The organism is Thalassospira sp. NFXS8, assembly GCF_040148805.1.
Lineage (GTDB): Bacteria > Pseudomonadota > Alphaproteobacteria > Rhodospirillales > Thalassospiraceae > Thalassospira.
Genome location: NZ_JAGEMF010000005.1, coordinates 284,974 through 308,691, shown reverse-complemented (window position 1 = coordinate 308,691; position 23,718 = coordinate 284,974). Strand labels below are relative to the sequence as shown.

General features: G+C 51.3%; 15 protein-coding genes. All 15 read left to right on the top strand.

Annotated features, from left to right (window positions below):
- The 15 genes from J4E05_RS21690 to J4E05_RS21620 all read left to right on the top strand — a co-directional run bounded on the left by J4E05_RS21690 (position 1) and on the right by J4E05_RS21620 (position 23,243).
- On the top strand, positions 1-1,557 hold the full coding sequence (locus tag J4E05_RS21690) for a sigma-54-dependent transcriptional regulator (RefSeq protein ID WP_168184885.1): 1,557 nt from the start codon (positions 1-3) through the stop codon (positions 1,555-1,557).
- Positions 1,536-2,345, top strand: coding sequence for a type VI secretion system-associated protein TagO (locus J4E05_RS21685; RefSeq protein WP_349600080.1), 810 nt, complete (start codon positions 1,536-1,538; stop codon positions 2,343-2,345). Before J4E05_RS21690 ends, J4E05_RS21685 begins: the two co-directional genes overlap by 22 nt.
- Positions 2,346-2,358: 13 nt before the next feature.
- Positions 2,359-5,994, top strand: coding sequence for a type VI secretion system membrane subunit TssM (gene tssM, locus J4E05_RS21680; RefSeq protein ID WP_349600078.1), 3,636 nt, complete (start codon positions 2,359-2,361; stop codon positions 5,992-5,994).
- A complete protein-coding gene (locus J4E05_RS21675; RefSeq protein ID WP_349600075.1) occupies positions 5,991-7,382 on the top strand; it encodes a WD40 repeat domain-containing protein in 1,392 nt (463 codons plus the stop codon). Before tssM ends, J4E05_RS21675 begins: the two co-directional genes overlap by 4 nt.
- A gap of 1 nt (position 7,383) precedes the next feature.
- Complete coding sequence (locus J4E05_RS21670) at positions 7,384-8,763, top strand: type VI secretion system domain-containing protein (RefSeq protein ID WP_085591361.1); 1,380 nt, start codon at positions 7,384-7,386, stop codon at positions 8,761-8,763.
- Positions 8,764-9,100: 337 nt separating this feature from the next.
- On the top strand, positions 9,101-10,474 hold the full coding sequence (locus tag J4E05_RS21665) for a DUF4123 domain-containing protein (RefSeq protein ID WP_349600071.1): 1,374 nt from the start codon (positions 9,101-9,103) through the stop codon (positions 10,472-10,474).
- 1 nt (position 10,475) lies between these two features.
- Positions 10,476-13,223, top strand: coding sequence for a toxin VasX (locus J4E05_RS21660; protein ID WP_349600068.1), 2,748 nt, complete (start codon positions 10,476-10,478; stop codon positions 13,221-13,223).
- Positions 13,223-14,068, top strand: a complete 846-nt coding sequence (locus J4E05_RS21655) for a hypothetical protein (RefSeq protein ID WP_349600066.1) — start codon at positions 13,223-13,225, stop codon at positions 14,066-14,068. Before J4E05_RS21660 ends, J4E05_RS21655 begins: the two co-directional genes overlap by 1 nt.
- A gap of 97 nt (positions 14,069-14,165) precedes the next feature.
- A complete protein-coding gene (locus tag J4E05_RS21650) occupies positions 14,166-16,901 on the top strand; it encodes a toxin VasX (RefSeq protein WP_349600063.1) in 2,736 nt (911 codons plus the stop codon).
- Positions 16,901-17,764, top strand: a complete 864-nt coding sequence (locus J4E05_RS21645; protein WP_349600060.1) for a hypothetical protein — start codon at positions 16,901-16,903, stop codon at positions 17,762-17,764. The genes J4E05_RS21650 and J4E05_RS21645 overlap by 1 nt, the downstream gene beginning before the upstream one ends.
- Positions 17,765-17,873: 109 nt before the next feature.
- Positions 17,874-18,374 (top strand): toxin VasX, encoded by a 501-nt coding sequence (locus J4E05_RS21640; RefSeq protein ID WP_349600170.1) that lies wholly within the window; start codon positions 17,874-17,876, stop codon positions 18,372-18,374.
- A gap of 376 nt (positions 18,375-18,750) precedes the next feature.
- The gene (locus tag J4E05_RS21635; protein WP_085594625.1) at positions 18,751-19,266 is read left to right on the top strand and encodes an Hcp family type VI secretion system effector; all 516 of its coding nucleotides are present in this window, start codon (positions 18,751-18,753) and stop codon (positions 19,264-19,266) included.
- Between the two features lie 235 nt (positions 19,267-19,501).
- A complete protein-coding gene (locus J4E05_RS21630) occupies positions 19,502-21,607 on the top strand; it encodes a type VI secretion system Vgr family protein (protein ID WP_085594627.1) in 2,106 nt (701 codons plus the stop codon).
- A 3-nt stretch (positions 21,608-21,610) separates the two neighbouring features.
- Positions 21,611-21,868: a PAAR domain-containing protein gene (locus J4E05_RS21625; RefSeq protein ID WP_085594629.1), complete on the top strand. Its 258-nt coding sequence runs from the start codon at positions 21,611-21,613 to the stop codon at positions 21,866-21,868.
- A gap of 286 nt (positions 21,869-22,154) precedes the next feature.
- The gene (locus J4E05_RS21620; protein WP_349600055.1) at positions 22,155-23,243 is read left to right on the top strand and encodes an AraC family transcriptional regulator; all 1,089 of its coding nucleotides are present in this window, start codon (positions 22,155-22,157) and stop codon (positions 23,241-23,243) included.
- The last annotated feature ends 475 nt before the right edge of the window (positions 23,244-23,718 follow it).

Sequence of the window (23,718 nt, the reverse complement as noted above, 5' to 3'; positions counted from 1 at the left end):
ATGATCGATCAGTTCAATATTCGGGATCACTTTGTTTCGCTGTGCAATCTGGTGAACCAGACACGGCTGGACGGGGTGCTGGTCCAAAGCGGTGAGCTGGTCGCGAATATGACCGGTGGACGGATTGCGCTGATTTATCTGCTCGATGCGACGGGGCGTAATTTTGTGCTGTCGGGCGGGTATGCTCATGGTTTTTCGACATGGGCACCCAAATCGCTGGTGCATCCTTTGCAAGGCAGTGGCGGGTCGCCTGTCTGCCCGTTAACCCAGGTTGCCTTTACAGGTAAAACCCTGTGTCTGGATAACGGGATGGCAGGTTATGACATATCGCCCGTTACGGCTGCGACCGATGGTTTGTCGTTACCGTCGCATATGGTGGTATTACCCCTGGCACGCGCCAACGAGGACTTTTTGGGTGTTGCCGTCGTTTTGTCCGACGGTGCCATTGCACCGTGGTTGAACCGCAGCGTTACCCGCCAGATTTTACGTGCGGTTTCATCCTCTATTGAAACCCGGCAATTTGTGGCAGGACAGGAAACCGAAAAAGCCGCCCTGGAAAAATCGCTGGCCCGTGCCGAAGGCGACCGTGTGTCGTTGCGTCGCCGGGTAACGGGGCGTTTATCCAAACGGTTGATTGGCCGGTCCCGCTCGATGCAAATTCTGCGGGAGAAGGTGGCCCATCTTGCCGGTAAAACCGGCCCCGTCATGATTTTGGGCGATGACGGTGTGGGGAAGGAAAAGGTTGCCCGTGCCCTGCATGAACATTCCGTGCAGGCAGGTGCGCCGTTTGTGTATGTTAATTGCGCGACCTTGTCGGCCGATATTTTTGCCCCCGAATTGTTTGGTCATAAACGTGGTGCAATCAAAGGGGTGGCCAGTGCGCGCAAGGGATTGCTGCGCAAGGCGGGCAATGGCGTTTTGTATCTTGATGGCATTGACCGGCTTTGTGGTCCCTGTCAGGAAATGTTGTTGCGCCTGCTTGAAACCCGGCAATATCGCCCGTTGGGCAGCGAGCGCGACATGCCGCTTTCGGCCCGGATTATTGTTTCGGCCCGCTCCGACCTGGCGACACGTGCACAGGACAATACGTTCCTTCCGGGCCTTTATTACCGGTTGCGTGAAACGACATTGGCGGTGCCTTCGCTTAGCGAATGCCGCGAAGACATTGGTGATATTGTTCATGCCGTTCTGGCCGGTATCGAACGCGAAGAAAAACGTCATCTTAAATTGCATCCTGCGGCGTTTGCCTTTTTGGCACAGCGCCCGTTTACCGGCGATCGTCGGGAACTGGAAGGGCTGACACGCCTGGCTGCCAGCAATGCCGAAGACGGGGCGATGTTGACGGTGGCACATTTTCAGGCGGTGGATGCCGATGCTGTACCGGAAAATGCATCTTCGACCGGAATTTTGCCGTTACCCGAAGCAATTGCACTGTTTGAACAGGACCTGATCACCCGCGCGTTGGCGCAAACCGATGGCAACCGTGCCACGGCGGCGCAAATGCTGGGTGTTCCCAAAAGAACACTGGCTGATAAATGCAAAAAATACGGACTGTAAGCGTGATGGCGTTAATGATGGTGTGTGGTGGCATCAGCGTTGATGCGCAGGCGCAAACTGTAATTGATGATACGGCCCTTGGGGCCTGTTTTGCCAAGGCGAACCGGCTGGATCGGTTAGGCTGTTATGACAGCCTGTTGGGTCGTCCCAATACCGGGGACGAAGGTATTACTGTGTCCCGTGCGGTGGTGGAAGAGGATGAAAAAACACCGGTTGCCGTTTCGTATGTGAACGGTTTTTTACGATCAGCCGATGTTACGCCACAAGGTGTCGCTGTGACCCTGCTGGATCATAAAAGCGGCGCGAAAATAACCGGTGGCAAGGATGGCAGTTTGCTGGACCGTATTAATCCGCCCCGTGATCGTGCCGCGTTTGATGCGTTGCGCCGTAAGGCAGATTTGTATCTGGCGTTGTCATCGCTGGCTGATGCCGGTGAACAGGGCGCGATGCTGGTAAGCTGTGAAAACAATATCACGCGCCTGCGTCTGATGTGGAAAGACGCCTTTTCCGGGCGAACGGCTGATGCGCGATTTTTGTATGGCGGCAGCATCGCGCAGGAAAATGCCACCGGCACGGTTTTGCGGGTAAATGGCCAGGGACATATCCTTGAAACGCCGCGCGGGCTGGAAAGCATTCGGCTTTTAAAAACGATATCGGACGGCAGCAGAATACAGGTGTCGGTGGATGCCGGGCAGGAACAGCGGTCGCTGTTTTTTGATGCTGACGCATTGCGTGGCGCGCTTCCAATGATGGGGCGGCACTGCGCATGGAAAATGGATAGCAGGTAGGCAGGTCAGAAAAATGATTAGGCGATTATTCACAATTCTAAAAAAACTGCTCAAGCCAATGGTGCTGATCGCAGTCTTCAGCCTTATTATGGCGCCGGTCATCTTCTTTTTCGGCGAACGCATTGGAACGCACGGCGTTTATCCTTTTAAGGATGAAGGTATCCGGTTCGTTGTGGCGGTCGGGTTGCTTATCCTGTCGATTTGCCTGTTTCTGTTTATGGCGGTCCGTGCGGCCATTCGCTGGTGGTTGTCTCGCCGTAATGCCAGTGCGCGCCAGCCCTCGGAAGAGGAAATGGAAAAGGCGGCCATGGCCCAGATGTTTGACCGGGCAATGTCGGTTATTCGCAATCGCTGGTCGGGCGAGGGGCGCGGTGTGTATAGCCTGCCTTGGTATCTGGTGTTGGGCCAGCCTGGCAGCGGTAAAACCAGCCTGATCGAAAATGGCGATCTGCGGTTTCCGATTGATCATGAAATCGATATGGAACTGCGCCAGTTGCCCTCTCGTCAGGCCAATAGTTTCTTTACCTGGCGTGTCGCGGGGAACGAGGCCGTTTTGCTTGATATGAACGGGATGTATTTCCGTCCGCATCAGCGTCGGTCTTCGGTCGAAAATGCCCTGTGGGATGCCTTTTACAGCAATTTGCAGCGCATTCGCCCACGCCGCCCGGTAAATGGCATCATTCTGGCGATTGACCTGTCCGAATTTATGGGCATGTCATTTAACCAACGCGAAAACTATGCCCTGGAAACGCGGCGCGTCATTAACGATATGGTCGACCGTCTTGGCACGCGTATGACCATTCATCTGGCCTTTACCAAACTTGATCAGGTTGCCGGTTTTAGCGATTATTTCGCCACGTTAAGTGCGGCTGACCGCGAAATGCTGTATGGGTTTCACTTCCTGTATGAAGGGCGCCATACCCCGGACTGGCTGGACCAGTTTGACAAGCAATATAGCGAATATCTGGACCGTCTGCATTTGCGCCTGAAAAAGCGGGTTCTGGAACTTAAATCCGCGCATAGCCGCCAGGAAGCATTTTCGTTTTACCGCACCTTTTTGGGGCTTGAAGCACCGTTACGGTCTTTTCTTGAAGGCGCACTTTCGCCAGATAAATTTACGACACCGCCTTTGGTGCGCGGCCTGTATTTCTTTAGTAACCGTCAGGAAAACGCACCGCGAAACGTGTTTCTTGAAGCCGTTGGGCAGCGTTATGCCTTGCCTGCCCCGCTTTATGGGACCAGTCAAAACACGTCCTATCCCTATTTTGTAACCGCGTTTTTGAAAAAGGTTGTTTTCCCCGAAGCGGGCCTTGCGGGTAACAATGTGCGCGTTGAAGAACGCTATCGTCGTCGTATTTTGATGTCGTTTGGGGTCGGGGCTGCGGCCTGTCTGGTCGGGGCGTTTTACTGGAACGACCGCTACCAGGTTAACCTGGAACGGGCCGAGGATGTGCTGGCAAAAACCCAGGCGTTTAGCAAGGTCAATACGCAAGCCAGCCTGGACCCGACCGGTAAGCAATATTTGCAGCCCTTAAACGAATTGCGTGCTGCCATTGATGAATTCGGCGATTACCGTGATGTCGGGGCGGTGCAGGCCCAGATGACCCTGTATCAGGGGCGCGATATTGGCCCGATCGTGGATCGTGCCTATAACCTGGAACTGCACCGCGAATTTGCCCCTGCACTGGTGGCCGGGCTGGCGCGTAACCTGCGGTCCGTGTGCCCCAAAGGGGGCGACAAGGAACTCGATTATTTACGTATTTATCGCATGATGTCCGAACTTGAGGGCCGCGATAACCAGATCGTTGATGGTTACTTCAACCAGCTTTGGGAAACGCGGCTGAAACGTGACGATGCCGCACGCCAGCAATTGGCCGGCCACCTTGCCTATATGCTGAACCAGAACCCGCAAGCCTACGAGGTTGATAAGAACCTGGTCGCACAGGCCCAGCGTGATTTAAGCCAGCAAACACCTTTCCGTCGCGTTTATAGAACCATTCGCGCCCGGACCAGCCAGAAACTGGCAAAGCCGCTTGAATTGCCAATTGCGGCAGGGGCACCGTTTAACGTGGTGTATGAACCTGTTGACCTGCAGCAGGAAGCGGCAGCCGAAAATGCCGAAGGCAATGGCCTTGCTGCTGCGCGTGATTGCAGTGTGCAAAGTGTGAGCGATCCGGATCAGGGTCCGTTTGAAATCCCGCGTTTTTTCACCAAGAAGCAGTATCACGCCATGTTCGTGCCACAGCTTGAACAGGTTGCCAAGGTTGCCGGTGACGATTTGTGGGTGTTGGGAAAACTTGAAACCAGCAATGTCAGCGAAGCCGATTATGATGATATCCGCAGCCGCGTACGTGAAAGTTACGTCAATGACTATATGGGGTCGTGGCATCACAGCCTGAATTCCATGCAGGTGCGCCCGTTCGGCGATATCAGCCAGGCGACAGAAATTTTACATACCCTGGCCGATGGCAATAATCCCATTCGTCGCGTGGCTGAACTGGTGCAGGACAATACTGTGTTGTACGAGCCAAAAGAAGACCCGCAAGACAAAGGCGGGGACGGCGAAGATATTACCGACCAGGTTGATTTTGATACCCCCGAAGACCCCAACCGTGTTGCCGCGCGCGATATCAAACGCGAGTTCGCCGATATCCGTGAAATGCTGGTGGAACGCCCGGATGGTGGGCCATCCAATATGGATGAAATCGAAGATGCGTTGGGGGCTGTGTATCAATATATGAAATCGGTACGCGATGCGTCTGATCCCAATGCCAAATCGCTGGAAATGGCGATTGAACGGGCCAAACTGGCCGGAGACGACCCCATTTTTGTGCTTGAACGGGTTGCAGAACGTACGCCTGAACCATTTGGTAAACATTTGCAGTCGGTTGCAAACCAGTCCTGGGGTGTGATCATGCAGGGGGCATCGCTTGCCTTAAGCCGTAAATGGCATGATCAGGTTTATGGGGCTTATCAGCGACTGATTGCCGGAAAATATCCGTTTAATCGTAAATCCGGCAATGATTTGCCCTTGCAGGATTTTGAAGAATTTTTCCGTCCCGGTGGCATTCTCGATGCGTTCTACAAGCAGGAACTTCTGACATTTGTAGATGAAAACAGCGGAAAACCCAAAGTGATCGATGGTCAGTCCATTTCGGTGGATCGCAACTTTACCAACCAGTTGCGCGCCGCAATGAACATCACCAAAAGCTTCTTTAATCAGACAGGAGACCTGTCAGTTGAATTCAGCGTCGCCCCGGCAGGCATGAATGCCAATATCAGCCGTGCAGTTCTGAATTTTGAAGGACAGCTTGTGGTGAGCAGCCACGGCCCCAGCCGCCCGATTACGGTTTTCTGGCCCAATATTATCGATGGTCCGGCTTCCTCACGGGTGGATATGTCTGCTCTTTCGGGTTCGGGGCGGTCGATGGCCAAACAGTTCGATGGTCCGTGGTCGTTCCTGCATTTGTATGACAGTGCCAAAAAATCGAACCTCGGAAATAATTCTGTCGACATTACTTTTGCCAATGCCAACGGCCAGACTGCGACATTTCGTGTTCGCCCGGAAGCCCGTGTGAATGCGTTTTTCAACAGTCCGCTCAGCGGCTTCTCATTGCCCAGAAATCTCCATGGGGGACTATCTTCATGACCAGAACCGGTATTTCTACATTAACGGCTGTTGCGACGGTGATGATGCTTTCGGGCTGTGCCAGCCCGGGATCATCCATCCCTCAGGCGGGTAAAACCTATACCGGCCCGCTTAGCGCCGACGCAGAAGCCAAATTACGCGCCAAGGGTTTTGGCATGAGCGATGCCGAACGCGACAAACTGGAAAATATCGACCGTACCCGGCTTGCCGCACAGTTCGATTTTCAAAAACTGGGTCAGCCGGTTGAAAGCCCGTTTGCCGGGTTTGGTTTTGTCGGCGCCGAAAACATGCCCTATGCCGTTTATCGCAATGGCAAGGCTGTGACCTTTACCCCCGAAGGTACAGATACCGAACTGGAACAGGTTGCTCCGCGCCTGAGTGGTGTTGTTCTGGCGGGTGAAGAACATGAACGTATTGTTGGCGAAAGCCCGCGGGGCACCATGATGTCATGGAATACAAAGGATTTAAGCCAGCAAGTGGTGTTACGACCGCAAAACAGCACCTTTGGCCTGACCAACGTGTTTGATGTCGGCACCATCGAAAATTCGCCCTACCTGGCGATGGCGGTTGAAGGGGGTCGGGTTGAATTATGGGATCTGGCCGCCGGTGAAATGGTTGAGTTCACGGAAAACAAGGTGTCGCAACCGCGCCAGATCATGGATGGCAGCGCCTATGACGATGTGATCTATGGCACCAATCGCGGCGAGATCGAGGAATGGAAACCCGCTGTTGATAGCACCAAACTTTATGCCCATGCCGGGCCGGTGCTTGATATCGTGAGTGTCGGCGGGCGGGATCTGATTGTGTCGTCGGCCAAGGACGGCACGGTAACGATTTATGATCGTAAAAAAGGCGAGATCGTTCATACGCTCGAATTTGATACCGTGGTTTACAACCTTGTTGTTGCCCCAAACAACCGCTATGCCGCGATATTCCAGACCTTTGGTTCGCCGTACTATATCGATTTTGACGCAATGGAATCCCGTCGCCTTTATGTCGGCTCGGGCGCGCATATGACGCAGGGGCGCTTCGCTAAGGATGGCACCTTGTTGCTGGCGCGCGAAAACAACGACATGATCCGGGTCTGGAGCATGGAGCGTAACAGTCTGGTTGCCAGGATCAGCCCCGAACAGGGCGGTAACATTGTGGGCTTTGATGTCTCTGATGCCCTTAGTTTGATTGCAGTGGCAACCACCGAAGGCAATGTCGAATACTGGAACCTCGACACCGGACGTTACATTCGTACGGCGTTCCATACCGATACGCCGCTAATTGGTGTTGAAATTAGTCCTGATGGCACCCGGGCAGTGGTGGCGCAGGCAGACGGGCAATTGGCACGCTGGCGCGTGATGGCCGATAAACCCGAAAAAACCTTTATGTTTGAATAAGATGAAGTTTCCAATTGACGATATTCTTGCCAGTATTCCCGGTCCTGACCGGGAATTTGGCGAGATTGATGATACCGTTCAGGATGCCCTTGATCAGATCGACAACGAACTGATGAAACGCGGCACGTTGAACGCCGAAGGACTGGATTGGGCCAGCGTTGCCGAACAGGCAGCGGTGGTTTTAAAACAATGTGCCCATTTAAAAGGGTTTCACGCCGCCATACTTGCATTGACCCATCAGCCGTCATCGGGTGATCTGGCAAAGTCCTTGCAACTGGCAACCTATATGTTCGCCCAGGCGTGGCAGGAAATGCACCCAAAATCCAAACGGGCGGGGCGACTGCGCGACGTTTGGGTGGGCGATATTGTCGGTAACCTTGCCGGTGCCATAGGCTATGTGTGCAAGGCAGAACGTGCCATACCCGAAGAAAGCCGGGTTAAGGCGCTGGCTCTTGTTGAACTGGCATCACCGCACGGGGTTGATGTTTCGGACCTTAACGAGGCGTTGACGGCCGCAAAAACCCCACCGGCACCGCAACCGGAAAAACCAAACGGCAATACGTCATCGGGCGAGTTTATTCCGCGTGAACTTAATGCGCGGGATCGTGCCGTTTTGCGCAAGGATATTCGATCGGTTGCCGATCGGATCACACAGTTTGACCCTGACGCACCGGTAGCATACCTGATGCGTGGTTATGCCGCCTGGCTGGAACATAAAACCTTACCGGAAAACACGGATGGCGTAACCGGCCAGCAGGCTATGCCCGCTTTTATTCTGGATGAACATCAGGCAGCAGCCAGTGACCCGGATGATGCGAAACTTGCCAAACTTGAAGATCGCCTGTTCATGAGCCCGGACTGGTTTGAAGGCCAGAAACTGGCCGATAAAATGGCCCGTCGGCTGGGTCGTGAAAATGTTGCCAATGCCATTTGCCAGCGGTCGGTCGAACGTGTGCAGTCCTTGCCGGGGCTGGACAAGCTGCAATACGCGAATAACAAACCCTATGTGTCGCCCGATATTGCCAAATGGCTGGAAAGTGCAGCCCAAACCGGGCCGGGAAAAGGGCAAAAAGACAAGGGTGATAAAACTCCTTCGCAATCGGTTTTAAGCGATACGGGCGACGGCGATGAAGCCAATACCAAACCATCACTGGAAAAGGTATTGCGCGATACAGATGATGCGGTGGCAAAAAGCACCTCGGGGCGCGAAACCGCCTTGGCGAAATTTGCCCTGGCACAGGAAATGGCCGGTCACGGGTTAAAAAGCCATGCACGGCTGATTTTTGACGAAATTCTGCATGAATTTGGCGTGGCAAAACTGGGCGAATGGGACAAGTCGCTTTTGCGTGATGTCCAACAGGCTCGCAGCAAGGTGGGATGATTAATATGCAGCGCACCAGCTCATATCATGTTGGCAACTTTGTATATCGGGTGTTTTGCCGCCGGCATCGGGTTTTGGGCGGGATTTCGCCCGAACTGGCGAAAATCCGCCCGGTTAGCGTTTCGCGGTCGTTTTCGATTTTGCAGAAATCTTTTTAGTAACAAGGTGTTATCGAAATAACCATTTCATGCCCAAGTGCCGGAATTTTTCAAGATTCTGCCCAATGGTTTTGGGCATGGTGATGATGCGGCATTGTGCTTTGCCAGGGATGTAAAGGCAACTGGCTGGACGCTGCATTGGGCTGTTGTGACACATTAAAAACGGAACCTGATAAGTTATGTCAGTTGATCTGATAAGCGATACGACCGTTGCGGCGACCGAACCATGGCTGGCCCAATGCCATTTTGTCCGGCGTCATTCCGTCCTGCAGGATGGCGCCGGTTTGGCCGTTTCGGCGGAAGATAATGATCGTTCGTCTGTACCTGATGACGACACTGCTTTTGAGTTTTCCAGTGAAACCGGCGACCAGTGCCACGGGCTTGTGGCGGTTTTAACGACTGAACGTGCAGGTTTTGAAGAAGCACTTGAAAAGTACTTGAACGACCAGCCGCTGCGGTTGTTGTGGTGTGAGGATATCATGCCGGCAACACGCTGGATGATGCGCCATCCCAAGGATAAGGCTGCGATTGATCTGGCGCGCAGCGTTCATGATTACCGACCGGTCGAAATTGGACCGCTAAGTACTGTGGACGGCAGCCTTCATCATGACAATCCGGACGCCATATGGGCCGATTTTATTGTTGGTATTACACCGCTTGATGACCAGTTTGGTGTCTGGCCGCGCAAGATGGTGCCCGATGATTTACAGGGTTTTCTGTTTGGGCCATTGGCAAAAGGCGGGCAAGGCGACCTTAAAACCTATGCGGTTATTGATGCTTCCAAACTGCCCAATCTGGTCGAAACGCTGGCGTCTTCGGAGTTGAAATATCGCTGCCTTTTCACGGGTGAGGCCGGTGATAATCTGGTGGATGTCGCACCGTATCTGGTTGAGTTGTTGGAGGATCACCGTTTCACCTGCAATCTTTTGTCGCAGGGCGATCAACCCTGGCAATATTGGGATCGCGAAGCTGCCATGTTTGTGCGTTCTGCAGGTGGTTTCGATGATATCTGGCGCCATTTGCGCAAATTTACCAAAATTCCTGATGCAAATGGCAAGTGGTTCTTTTTGCGGTTTTGGGACCGCATGTTTGCCCATTATTTGCAGGAACATCCAACCGGCCCCTTTCCCGATGGTTTTTTCCGCCAGATCGATGCGCTGATTGTGCCGCATAAGGAAGGGTCGGTGCGGGTGGTTGGCAAAACCGGGCATGATGCCACCGCCAGCGAACCGTTTTTTGAAACCTTCAGTACCTTTGTTGCCGGTAACAAACGCAATGGCTTTATCGACCGGGTGGCGGCGTTTTTCGCCGCAAAATACGCAGAAAAGCCCGAAAATGATGTTTTGATCAGCCAGTATCAGCGGGCCCGGCAATTAACCATGGTGTCCGAACTGGCCGTTTTAAAAACCATGGAAGCACAGTTTTTACTGCACCGTGCCGGTAAATCTGCCGATGCACTTGATACCGATGCAATCCCCGATTTTGACAATATGAGCGATGTCCACCGGGCCGATGCCCTGCTGGAACAGGCAACCAATATGGCGGGCGACTGACATGGAATACGGTGATTTTTCTGCCAATGCAGATTCAGAAGAAACGTTTTTTCCTTGCCAGCGCGGCATGATCCCTATCCTACCGGTGCGTTTTTCACTGCTGCCCTATGACCTTGATAGTGTGCAGGAACCGACCTCGATCGGTAACCCTGGTTCTTACATCATTCGCACGCTGCGGCGCGGTTTCGTTTATGTTTATGTGGAAGATCCGCAGGAAACAGATGATGCCAGCGACCGTCAGGGGCCGGGTTCCTGGTACGTGTTTCGCTATGACACAAAGGGTCAAGATATTAATGGTGATTTTGTGCCTAGCGGAACCGATGGTTATCATCGTGCCGATTACAGCTTCACCAAATATGAGTGGACCGATAATTACGGCGCGAGTGCCTGGAAATATGACAGTTCGACGCCGGCTAGTAAAACCATCTGGGTGCCAAAATGGGCCAGTAAGGTGTGGCTGGCTTATAGCGAATATCGCTGGCCGCCGTCATTCTTCCGTCAGGGCCACCAGGAAAGCTTCCGCAAGCAGATCATGCAACCGGTTAATTTGCGCGGGCAAAACCAGTGGGCCGCCTATATCGGCAAGGCTGATGAGCTGGTCGAGGAATTTAAGCCAGCTGCCCAGCGTAAAAACCCGATCCTTGCCACACGTTTGAGCCTGTCTCAAACCAAGTTTGCAGCTGCCATACCACCAAAAATTTCAGATGAATGTGCTGTGATCGCAGCTTTGCATGACCCGCTGGGTGATATTCTGGAGATGAAGTTTCGATATGCCGCGAAAGTGCAGCATAAGCAGAATTTTGCCGATGCGAATACCTATCCTCTAACCATTGGTCGGTTTTGTAAGGTGATCAAGGATCAGGTGCCTGACCGCAAAGAATGGTATCAGCTTCAGAAGTCTGCCTTTACGGATGGCTGGGAAGTATCTTATGACAACCTTGTTTCAGTTATCGAGAGTATTGACCATAGTCTCGAGGAACTGATTAGCGGCGTTAATACTTTCATGAGTAATGAAAACGATCATTACTTGGGCAAGCATCTGGCTCTTGGATTTCACCAGGAAAATGATCCCGCCGGAGTCTTTTACGCTTCCTTGATGCTCGGCAGGGTTCTCGATGGCCTTGGTGCAACGGCACAGGGGCATATTGCCATTCGCAAAGGTCTGGGCGGTGCCGAAGGCATACCAGACGCTGACAGGAATAATGGTTCTGCTCTGAATACATCTTTGCGCGCCTTTTTTAAGGCATGGGACGATATAAGCCCAGATTACTATGAGCAAATACGCAAGTCGCGTTTTACATTTGATTTTACGATTGAAGCCATTGCTCTTGAGATCGCCGTAGAACCCAAAGTGCGAAATGACCCGGTACTTAGGAACGCCATCGAGAACGTCTATCGTCGTTCGTCCAATGGCACCATCATGCTGACCAAACGACAAGTCTCGTACGCGGATGCGGTAAGATTCCTGCAAGGTACCTTTGATGATGCCGAGGTCAAGGATCTTGTTGCCGGTATTAGCCGGTCCGGAAAGCTGCATTTGTCGGCCATTGATAGCCGGATGCCAACAGTAGATTTGCCCGCGGTCGAGATCAATGGTGACGTTAAGCTTTTGGGTGGTTTGCGAACGGATCGCACCATTCACACGTTGGAGGGGGGGGCTGCTGGTATCTCGCTATTGCTGGGTTTTTGGGCCCTTTCTGAAACAGCGCAGACGCACGAAAAAGCATATGAATTATTCAAAAAGGGAGAGTTGACATCGGTTCTTACCAGTAAGGCCTTTAACGTAACGACAATAGCGGTCTCTGTTGTAGATGCTGCGTTAACTTTAGGTACGAAAACAGCCACGGCATTTGCGCCTACCGAGCAAATTTCGCAAAACGCCCTGCGCGTTTTGTACCAACGGGTAATTCCCGAAGGAGCGGTAGATCTGATGTATGCCCCGCGCCTTGCATCCGTAGCGGGGGTTGGCCGGGTTGTGTCGCTGGGGTTGCCCAGACTGTCTATAGTGTTGACTCTTTTGTCTTCGTTTGGAGGTTTTGTGCGGGGTTTTGAGCGGTACGATAATGCTCAATCGTTCGGCAATCTTACAGTTTTGGTTGGCTCACTGCTTTTGCTCAATCCATCTGCTGCGATCGTGGGTGCAGTGTTTTTGATAATTGGAACCGGTATTACGTTCTTGAGTTATTCCGATATTGAGGACGTCGTGCGTAAGTGTTTTTGGGGAAGTCATACTCCATATTGGGGGCTAATAAAGCGTGTAAATTTACTAGAGAAAACACGCAATCTGTATGCGCCCTGGAATAAGCGTCTTGAAACAGAAATTCACTGGTTTGAAGATTTATTGTGGACAATCAAAATTGAGAATTCAGTTGACGATGATGGATTATTTTTCATCGAAAGCCCGGCATTTTCCGAGAAAAAACCCGGAATAGTCGATTTAACTGTTCGTGAATTGCGTGGGCGTTCCTGGCAAGTGAAATATAATTTGGCAACTGGCCAACTTAGTGGCGATGATCATAAACAACAGATCCATGTCAGGATGATAGCGGGATCATCTGCAATTGTGGTGAGAATTGACCCGGGCCCGGATTTTCGCAAGATAAGAGGCCCGAACATTGCGGGGCGGCGACACGAGCTTGAAGAGGGATATTATATTAAGGCCCAATATACGCGTGGTATTAAAAAATACACGGGTGGAGATACGCCAATGACGTTCACAGACGAATTAACTGATAAAGGGAGTATCTAATGGTGGTCGAGAATATAAGATCTCAAATTGAGGGTTTTTCTCGCCCCTATGAAGATGCTTTAAATGTAGAGCGTTACGAATTCGGTCGTTTGAAGATGATTGCGGGTCTTGCTGCAGTTGCAGGTTGGATCGGTACAATTCGAGATGTAATTCTGCCTTATTTGAACGGCCGATTTGAGAGGATTGATCATTTTTTAGGTATGATAGGACGAGGATACTTGTGGGGTGTGGATGACAGTTGGGAAAAATCTTATTTAAATGATTGTCTGCAGGAACATGTTCTATCGTGTGCCAACAACACAACCCCATTCGAATATATCGCTATTCAGTTTTATGCAGATCCGAAGTCCTATCTTATACCAATTTTTTCTCTTTTGATTGTATTGTTGACTTTGTTTACCTATTTCTTCATCCGTCGTCCGGCGCCGTTCAGAGTTAATCGAAAACTTGGTGCTATTTATGGCTGGGATTTGGGACAGCTCTGGATCTTGCCGGCTTCTGAGTTTGAATTTATATATAAGGGCGAATGGGACCCGCTATCATTCCGGTTCTTTACCAGTGGTCCAATGGTTGTTCGATTAAAGAACGCGAAAAACCCGAACAAGACGCGTAAATTTAAACTGGGTGGATATCCCCACCGGGATCGATTGCATGGCAAGGTTTTGGGAAAAGCGATCACTGCATTCCTGAAAACATCGCGAACGCCGGACATTATTGAAAATGCGCCCAAGAATTTGCATCTGGCATGGTGGAAATGGGCCATTTTTCCTGTGGAAAAACTGCCGGACGATATTGATCAACGTGCGGAAGAATGGTTGCGGTCACAACATAAAAAAAAGTGCTGATTTTGGCCTGTATCGGCGATTGTAAAGACAATGAAAGTGCAGATTAAACTGCGCGGATTAATGCCCGGTTGGAACACGCAAAAAGCGAGCAAACGAGATGGAATACGGCGATTTTTCTGCCAACGCAGATTCAGAAGAAACATTTTTCCCCTGCCAGCGCAGCAGCATTCCCATTTTGCCGGTGCGGTTTTCGCAATTGCCCTATGACCTGGAAAGCGCACAGGAGCCTTCATCGATCGGAAGCCCGGGGTCGCGTATTATCCGCACACTGCGGCGTGGCTTTGTTTATGTTTATGTCGAAAATCCGCAAGAACCTGGTGATGCCAGCGACCGGCAAGGGCCCGGTTCGTGGTATGTGTTTCGGTATGATACCAAGGGCCAGGACATTAATGGTGATTTTGTACCAAGTGGAACAGACAGTTACCACCGGGCGGATTACAGTTTTACCAAATATGAATGGACCGATAATTACGGTGCCGATACCTGGCGCTACGACAGCTCGACCCCGGCCAGCAAAACCATCTGGGTGCCGAAATGGGCCAGCAAAGTGTGGCTGGCCTATAGTGAATATCGCTGGCCGCCTGCATTTTTCCGTCAGGGCCATGAGGAAAGCTTTCGCAAGCAGATCATGCAGCCGGTTAACTTGCGCGGCAGCAACCAGTGGGCGGCCTATATTGGCAAGGCTGAGGAACTGGTCGAGGAATTCAAGCCATCTCCGAGCCGGGTTGACCCTACCCTGGAAGCGCGACTTGCGCTGTCGCAAACCAAGTTTGCCATAGCAACACCGCCACAAATTTCGGACGAATGTGCTGTGCTGGCCGCTTTACATGACCCGCTGGGCGATATTCTGGAAATGCAGTTTCGTTATGCGGCAAAGATTGACCACAAACAGAATTTTTCCAAGGCGAATGTCTATCCGTTAACGATTGGCCGTTTTTGTAAGGTAATTAAGGAACAGGTACCTAAACGCGATGAATGGTACCAGATGCAGGACCCGGCCTTTGCCGAAAACTGGGAAATTTCATACGACAACCTTTCCTCCATCATCACCAGCATTGACAGTACGCTTGATGAACTGATTACCGGGATTAATACCCATATCGGCAATGAAAGCGATCATCATCTGGGCAAGCATCTTGCGCTTGGTTTTGGTCAGGAAAATGATCCGGATGCGGTGGGTTACGCGTCCCTTTTGCTGGGCCGCGCCCTGGCTGGTCTGGGTGCTACGGCACGTGGGCATATTGCCATTCGCAAAGGACTGGGCGGTGCCGAAGGCATTGCCAATGCTGATATCAACAAGGGTTCTTCGCTTATTAAACCGCTGCGCCTGTTTATGAAAGCCTGGAGCGGGTTTAGCCCCGGTGTATTTGAGCGTATTCATCGCTGGCAGTTTTCTTTTGATATTACACTCGAAGCGATTGCATTGGAGATTGCAGCCGAACGCAAACTTCTTGATGGGCCGGAACTACGGAATGCGATTTCTAATGGCTATCGCCGGTCTGCCACTGGCACCGTCATGATGACAAAGCGCACTGTTTCCTATGTAGATGCGGTTAAATTCCTGCAAGGGGCGTTTAATGATGGTCAGGTCGAGGATTTGATCGCCGGGATCAGCCCGTCAGGACAAATGCATATGTCGTCGCTCGATACGCGAATGCCGACAGTTGATATGCCGGCTGTTGAAATGAACGGCAAGGTCGAACTGATGGGCGGTTTACGTGCAGACCGCACCATTCGGTCGATTGAAGCTGGTACGGCGGGAATTGGTGTTTTGCTGGGGGCATGGGCCTTGCTTGAAACAGCAAAAGCTCATGAAAAGGCCAATGAACTGTTTGAAAAGGGGGTGGCAACATCCATCATTACCGGGAAATCGTTTACATTAACGGCAACTGCAATTGGTGTTGCCGATGCGGCGATGGGTCTTGGTTCCAAAACCATGAAGATGTTTGCTTCATCAGAACAAATTTCGCAAAGTGCGCTGGAAGTTCTCTATAAAAAGGCTATTCCCCAAGGGGCAGATAATTTGATCTATGCACCACGCCTGGCGTCTTCCGCCGGTATTGGTCGCGTTGTGACAACCTGGTTGCCACGGGTTTCGATCCTGCTGGGGATGGTGATGTCGGCGGGCGGAATTTATCGCGGGATTGAGCGCGATGACCCGGCGGAAATTATTGGCAATACAGCATTGCTGGTTGGCACAATCATGATGCTTTTCCCCGCGACGGCCTGGATTGGGGCCATTGTTTTGCTGGTTGGTCTGGGCATCACATTTTTAAGTTATTCAGATACCGAAGATGTGGTGCGCAAATGCTTCTGGGGGCGGCAATCGCCTTATTGGGAATTACAGGTACGGCCGTCTTCCAATGAATTGATTGAAGAAACCCGTAATCTGCCAGGGCAGTGGAAACAGCACCTCGAAGAGGAAATCCACTGGTTCGAAGATTTGCTGTGGTCGATGACGATTGAAAACAAGACCGAGGATGACGGGATGTTTGTAATCGAAAGCCCGGCCTTTACCGAGGAAACACCTGGTACCCTGGAATTGCGTATTCGCGAGCTTTATGGCCGTTCCTGGGAGCTTAGCTACGATCTTTCGACCAGACAGATCAGCGGCGATGATAGTGGACAGGTCCATGTCAATGCCATGGCGGGGTCCTCTACCATTGTCGTGAAAATTGACCCGGCAAAGGACCGCGGCCAGCAACGCATGACACCGATGACGGGTTATTATTATATGCCTGTCGATACCGGCGATTATGTCAGTGCAGAATATACCCGTGGAGAGACCGGCCAGACCTTTTCTGCACATCTCAGCGGTAAAGGAAATCTGTAATGGCGCAGCGGCCTGATACTCCGGCAATCCGGCTTGAAGGCATTACCCATCCACGCAAGGATGTGGTTGAAGTTGCCCAATATTCATTTGGACGCCTTAAAATGGTTGCGGGGTTGTCTGCACTGGGAAGTTGGGTCGCGGCCATCTGGTGGCTATTTATACCGGTTATGACCGGGCAGGCAACGCCAATTGACCATTTGCTGGGTAAACTGGGACGGGGATATTTGTGGGGGGAAGATCCCGGCTGGGCACAGTCTTATAACCGGGAATGTCTTTCAAAAAACTACTATGGCTGCTCCGCAGATACGACCCCTTTTGAATACATTGCTCTGCAATTTCATGCAGATCCTAAATCTTATATCGTTCCGCTAGTCGGGCTTGCTCTGCTGGTAATTTGCGCATTTGCCTGGTTCTTCATTCGCAGGCCCGCGCCCGTGCGCTTTAACCGCGATATTGGCGCGATTTATGGCACTCACGACGGCAAGTTATGGATTTTGCCAGCATCAGATTTTGACTATAGTTATAAGGGTGAATTCGATCTGCTTTCTGGCAGGTTTTTTAACAGCGGCCCCATGCGGATCACACTTTCTAATGCGCGTAAGCCACAGCGTAAGCGTGTGTTTTGTCTGGGGGCTTATCCGCCAGGCCATGATGAATATGGCGAACAGCTTGGCCGCGCACTGAAGAATTTTCTCGAGCGTTCAGGTACAGGCGAAATTATCGCGAATGCCCCTGGCCAAGCGCCGCTGAAATGGTGGCAGGCTTCCCTGTTTGGTGCCGCGCGCCTCCCCGAAGATATCGACGCGAAAGCCATTGACTGGCTGGCCGAACACGGCAAATTTCAGGGCTTTGTAAAGGCCTGACCGGGGATCTCGCTCGCCGCGCCGAAGTTGGCAAAAGCAAACGAACAGATGATCAAAAGGGTGGACAATGAATTACGGTGATTCCTCTGCCACGGTCGATATCTAAGAAATAGTCCTCCTGTGCGAACGGGCAACCATACCCGTTTTTCCGGTTCGCTTTTCGTTGTTGCCCTATGATCTCGATAATGTTGTCAAACCGACATCTATTGATAATCCCGGGTCATATCCGGTGCGGACGTTGCGGCGTGGTTTTGTCTATATTTATGTGGAAGATCCTCGGGAGGATGGAGCCCCGCCCGATAATCAGGGACACGGTAATTGGCATATTTTTCGATTTGATACAAATAGCAGAGACGTTAACGGAACTTACGTTCCGGAAAATACGGATGGCTATATTCGTGCTGACTTTAAGTTCAGTAAATATCTGTGGGCCGGCGCAACTGCGGATAGCAAATGGGTGTTTTTCCATACTCATGTGAAAAATATGGAAACTTCTTATGTTCGGCCAGCTACTTCCTATCGTTGGTGGGAACGTTCACTTTTGTGTCGTAAAAAACTGCCTCAAGATGCCCATGAACGCGCCGCGAAGTGGATGGCGCAGCAAGTGTAGAAATTATATCGCCTTAACAGGTTGTTGCGGTACCTAGGCTTGCTCAATTTCGAGCAGGCCCTTTTTGTTTGTACTTGGATTTCGCGCATCACGACTCTTTGCCGCAAACAAAATTCCAGGACGAGCCGTGTTTTTGTATTCAGCGCAGGGTTGCAGGCGAAACTTCGCCCGCATGGGCGGAAAGTCGCCTGATGTTTTTTAAAACATGTTTGCTAAATATCGAATTTATAGTTTTTTACCAGATAGTTAGCCTGTTTGTGAGAAAAATGAATTTTTGTCATTTTTCACGCAGACGCTGCTCAACAGGTTGGGGCATGGTTCTTTCACACCAAAACGGTGAACCAATTTTTCCAATCTGTTTAATGGAGATTTTCCCATGCCGATGCCAGCATATCTGACGATTGAAGGTGAAACCCAGGGCCTGATCACGCAGGGCGCAACCACCTTTGACAGCATCACCAACGAGTGGCAGGCTGGCCATGAAGATGAAATCATGGTTCAGGCCTTTGATCATTCCGTGATCACCCCGCGTGATCCGCAGTCTGGTAATCCGACCGGTACCCGTATTCATCAGCCGGTAACCTTTACCTGCACGCTGAACAAGGCCGTGCCGCTGATGTATAACGCTCTTGTCACCGGTGAGCTGCTTCCGAAGGTTGAGCTGAAATGGTACCGCACCCAGGCATCTGAACAGGTCCATTTCTTCACCACTTCGTTTGAAGAAGCGCTGATCGTTGATATCAACTGCGCAATGCCGCATGCCAAAGATCCGGATGCCAAGGATTATACACAGTTGGTCGATATTAAAATGACCTATCGTAAAATCATGTGGGAACACGTGGTTGCTGGTACTTCCGGTTCCGACGACTGGCGCGCGCCCGTCCAGGCTTAAGGTCTGTCTCTCCCAACCAGACCTGCCGGACCTGTTTATCGGGTCCGGCTTCCTTCGTTTGTACTGCTTTGTTCCATAGGGGGTAGAATTGAAGGAATTTGTCACGTTTTTGCCATTTCTACACGTCACAGTTGCGGGCGTGGGGCGGCAACAGGGAAGCGGGCTTATGTCTTTCAGGTCGTTTGGCAGGATTTGTCGTTATTAGTGTTATCGCGTTTGCAGCAAGAGGCGCACCATGAACCATATCATATCGGAAGAAACCCTGTCGGGACTGGCAAAACGGTTTTTATCGCAAGATCAGGATCTGGCATTCGCCTTTAGTGGCGCGACCGGGGACTTTTCTGTGGTGGGCTTTGACGCGCGCGAAACCATCAATGCACCGTTTGAAATTTCTATTCATTTGGCGTCGGGTGACCCTTCAATAGACCTTCATGCCCTGATCGATGCCCCTGCCTGTCTTGGCATTTATAATAAATATGACGAAGTGCGATATCTGCATGGCATCGTCACCGAGGTTGAGCGCGGTGACAGTGGTATCCGCCGGACATTTTATTCCGTGACGTTGCGCCCGACCCTAAGTCGGTTAGACCATGGGTCGGACAGCCGGATCTGGCAGGCAAAAACTGTACCCGATATCGTATCAGAAGTTTTCAAGGATTACGGGATTACGGATGTTGAATGGCGCCTTAATGGTCAACATGCGCCGCGTGAATATTGTACGCAATACCGTGAAACCCACCGGGCTTTCATCGAACGGCTTTTGTCCGAAGAGGGCATTCTTTATTATTTTGAACATAGTGACAGCAGCCACAAGCTGATTTTGACGGATGCGCCATTGGCAGCCCCCATGTTGCCGGCGGCACCGAAGATTGAATATAACCCGCGCACCGGGGGGCAAAATCGCGGTAGCTGGATCAGTGCTTTTTCCCAGCGGGAAAAATTGCGTTCATCTACCTATGAAATGAACGATTATACTTTTAAAAACCCGCCTGCCAATCAGCGTCGCAATCAGGCTGCACAGGAAAATAACGGGCTGCAAGGCGATTACGCCCTGTATGATTATCCGGGGCGCTACAAGGACCCGCGTGTGGGGGCACCTTTTACCAAACATCGGATCGAAAGTGTACGGGTAGACGCAACCACCGGTCACGGTGAAACCAATAATATTCAGCTTTGCCCCGGTTTTCATTTTGAACTGACCGGGCATGATGATGGTGGTGCAAACAGCCGCCATCGCATTCTTTCTGTCCAGCATAGTGGTACACAATCGGCAGCCCTGGAAGAAGATGCGGGCGGGGGGGCGACAACCTACAAGGCCAGTTTCACCACCATGCCGGGGCATTTGCCCTATCGCCCGCCGCTGGCGCAAAAACCTTTGGTCGATGGCCCGCAAATTGCCCATGTGACCGGTCCGGAAGGCGAGGAAATTTACTGTGATGAATTTGGGCGCATCAAGGTCTGGTTTCCATGGGATCGTTACGGCGAGAAAAATGAAAATTCATCGTGCTGGATTCGCGTTAGCCAGAACTGGGCCGGTGGTGCATGGGGCCACATGGCCATTCCGCGTATTGGTCATGAGGTCATTGTTGATTATCTGGAGGGGGACCCCGATCAGCCGATTGTAACGGGGCGAACCTATCATGCCACCAACCGCCCGCCCTATGGCTTGCCCGAAAACAAAACCCGGATGACGATAAAATCCCAAACCCATAAGGGCGAGGGCTATAACGAATTTCGTTTTGAAGATGAAGCTGACCGCGAAGAAGTCTTTATGCATGCGCAAAAAGACCACAACACCATTATTGAAAATAACGAAACCCATCAAATCGGCAATGACCGGTCCAAAACTGTGGCGCATGACCAAAGCGAAAGCGTTGGTAATGACAAAACCATTACGGTCAAAAACGACCATACCGAGAATATCGGCAATGATATGACCTATTCGGTGGGGCGCAACCAACAGGAAAAATACGGCAAGGATCATATCCATACGGTTGGAAACATTCATAAACAATCGATTTATGCGGATCATTTATATGAAACCGGCCGTAATTATGAAGGTTCCGTTTCCGGGGCGTATAAGCTGGATGTCGGTAAAACCATTACCACCAATACGGGCACTCATACCCTGATGGCATTTGAGAAATTTGTCATTAAGGGGCCGGGTGGCAAGATCGTGATTGATTCATCGGGCATCACGCTGGAGGCGGCCAAAATTAACCTTAAGGGGGCTGTTTCAATGGGAGGTTCCGGCTCGGCCCAGGTTCCCACCCTGTCGATGGCAGCCAACGAAGGTCTGCCGATTTGTGAGGAATGTGCCAAAAAAGCAGCGGAGGAATAACAGATGAAACCGGTTGCTCGCGTTGGCGACAAGGTTGATTGCTCCAAACATGGCAGCGGTACAATTACAGCAGGCGGTCAATCTATTGTTGATGGCAAACCGGTTGCCCGGGTTGGCGATAAATGCAGTTGCGGCGGGAGCATTACCCAGGGTTCCAGCCAGTCGATGGATAACGGCAAACCCATTGCCTATGTTGGCTGTGCAATCAGTTGTGGTGGCACCGTTGTTTCAGGTTCGCCCACAGCAAAGGTAAAGCCCTGATTATGAACGATGTCGTTAATGTCTTGATAATATGCCGCCTAAGGCAGGGTTGTTCTATTGCGCGCGACGGCGGCAGTTCGGTTTTCTGATTTATTCTTCCGTATGCATCGCGGATTTTTAAGGATAGACCGAGCCATCAACGATGCCGGGACTTGATAAATGGTTGCCGGAAATTGGCCGATAATGGTAGAAAAGGTAACAAATAATAAGTCACCAGACCAAGTAGGTGTGTGACAGGTTGAAGCGATCAGACTGTGTAGTTTAACAGTTTTGACGGAAGGGGCCTATGCCCGCACAAGTGATTGAGAAATCGGTATTCGATACAGGAAGTATCGAAGAACGGTTGCGCTATGACGTTTGGCGCGAAAGTATTTCGTGTATTTTTAGTGTTGATGCCCCAAAGGAGCTGCGTGATCCGCGGCGCTTTAATGCTGTTATAAGGGCATTGCGCGTTGGCAACCTGATGCTGGCGGAAACGGCCACTGTCGCCCAGTGCTGGAAGCGACGCCCACTGGAAATTGCCCGCGACGGACTGGATCATTTTATGGTTCAGCTTTTCGTTAGTGGAAATATGACCTGGGCGACCCCGTATGGTGACCAAACGGCAGGGCCCGGCGACCTGGTGGTGTTTGATCTGGCGCGCGAAATGCAAAGCCAGACCAGTGATTTTAACCATCTGTCGCTAATTATACCCCGATCCAGACTGGTGCCGGTGCTTGATCATCCTGATCATCATCATATGCAATTATTGCCTTCTTCCTTGCCGTTAACCCGGATGCTGGCCGATTATATCGTGCTGCTCAATCGTAACCTGCCAACGCTGGAAGACGGGTGCGCCATTGATTTGATGCCCGCAGTCATTTCAATGGTGGCTGCTTGCCTTAATACTGCCGGGCCAGCAGGGGCGGCGAGACGACAGGATGGATTGGCTGTTGTTGACGATCTGATTGATGTGCGTATTCGATCGTTTATTCAGCAAAACATGGCTGATGCCGATTTGGATGTGAACCGGATTTGCGATGAATGCGGAATTTCACGCAGTGCACTTTATCGGCTTTTTCGGGAAGAAGGTGGTGTGCGCCATTTTTTGCGGGAACAACGGCTTGGCAAGGCCATGCGGGAATTATTGTTTGATTCTGAAACCCAGGTGTCCAGCATCGCGCGTGCGAACGGGTTTAGCCATGCCAACGATTTCAGTCGTGCTTTTCGCCGCCGTTTCGGGATGACGCCCCGTGACCTGCGGGCCACACAGGCGCGTCATAGCAAATCTGATGCATCCCTGCCTTGCGAGGAAGGACGCGAATACGAACAATGGCTGCGCCAGATTGGCCGAATAGGCAGCCTTGATAGATTTTCTTCTTCGCCCGTTCCTTGAAAACAAAATATTTCGCAAATTGTTTACCGATTGGGCGGCAATGAATGAACTGCGACTGTCATTGCCGCCGGGTGAAATGTTCGATGTTCGTGCTGCGTCTAAAGGTCGGGAAAATTTAAAGAACACCATGTGCCCGCAAATGATTTTTTGTTGGTAAGAAACGGGTGAAATTTGAAATTTTTCTAACAATACGTCCCATATGTTTTTCAATCTTAAAAGAACATTGTATTAGTAAATTGGTATTGAAAAGATGGGGAATGTGCATACAGGGTATAACAGCACAACAACCAGATCCAATCGCAGGGTTGGGTTTTAACGGGTGCTGTACTGTCGGATGAACGGATATTTTTGGCCGTAAATCCGGCAAAAAGGGCTTCTCGTGGGGCCAGGGGCCAGGGGCCAGGGGCCAGTCAGGAAGACTGGATTATTACAGGCAGGTAGGCTGTAGGGAGACAGGGACGCAGAAACATATCGG

What these genes read in the sequence shown, in the direction of transcription:
- J4E05_RS21635 (WP_085594625.1), top strand. Translation starts at nt 18,751, where the DNA reads ATGCCGATGCCAGCATATCTGACGATTGAAGGTGAAACCCAGGGCCTG.
- J4E05_RS21665 (WP_349600071.1), top strand. Translation starts at nt 9,101, where the DNA reads ATGTCAGTTGATCTGATAAGCGATACGACCGTTGCGGCGACCGAACCA.
- tssM (WP_349600078.1), top strand. Translation starts at nt 2,359, where the DNA reads ATGATTAGGCGATTATTCACAATTCTAAAAAAACTGCTCAAGCCAATG.
- J4E05_RS21690 (WP_168184885.1), top strand. Translation starts at nt 1, where the DNA reads ATGATCGATCAGTTCAATATTCGGGATCACTTTGTTTCGCTGTGCAAT.
- J4E05_RS21685 (WP_349600080.1), top strand. Translation starts at nt 1,536, where the DNA reads ATGCAAAAAATACGGACTGTAAGCGTGATGGCGTTAATGATGGTGTGT.
- J4E05_RS21675 (WP_349600075.1), top strand. Translation starts at nt 5,991, where the DNA reads ATGACCAGAACCGGTATTTCTACATTAACGGCTGTTGCGACGGTGATG.
- J4E05_RS21630 (WP_085594627.1), top strand. Translation starts at nt 19,502, where the DNA reads ATGAACCATATCATATCGGAAGAAACCCTGTCGGGACTGGCAAAACGG.
- J4E05_RS21670 (WP_085591361.1), top strand. Translation starts at nt 7,384, where the DNA reads ATGAAGTTTCCAATTGACGATATTCTTGCCAGTATTCCCGGTCCTGAC.
- J4E05_RS21645 (WP_349600060.1), top strand. Translation starts at nt 16,901, where the DNA reads ATGGCGCAGCGGCCTGATACTCCGGCAATCCGGCTTGAAGGCATTACC.
- J4E05_RS21650 (WP_349600063.1), top strand. Translation starts at nt 14,166, where the DNA reads ATGGAATACGGCGATTTTTCTGCCAACGCAGATTCAGAAGAAACATTT.
- J4E05_RS21625 (WP_085594629.1), top strand. Translation starts at nt 21,611, where the DNA reads ATGAAACCGGTTGCTCGCGTTGGCGACAAGGTTGATTGCTCCAAACAT.
- J4E05_RS21655 (WP_349600066.1), top strand. Translation starts at nt 13,223, where the DNA reads ATGGTGGTCGAGAATATAAGATCTCAAATTGAGGGTTTTTCTCGCCCC.
- J4E05_RS21620 (WP_349600055.1), top strand. Translation starts at nt 22,155, where the DNA reads ATGCCCGCACAAGTGATTGAGAAATCGGTATTCGATACAGGAAGTATC.
- J4E05_RS21660 (WP_349600068.1), top strand. Translation starts at nt 10,476, where the DNA reads ATGGAATACGGTGATTTTTCTGCCAATGCAGATTCAGAAGAAACGTTT.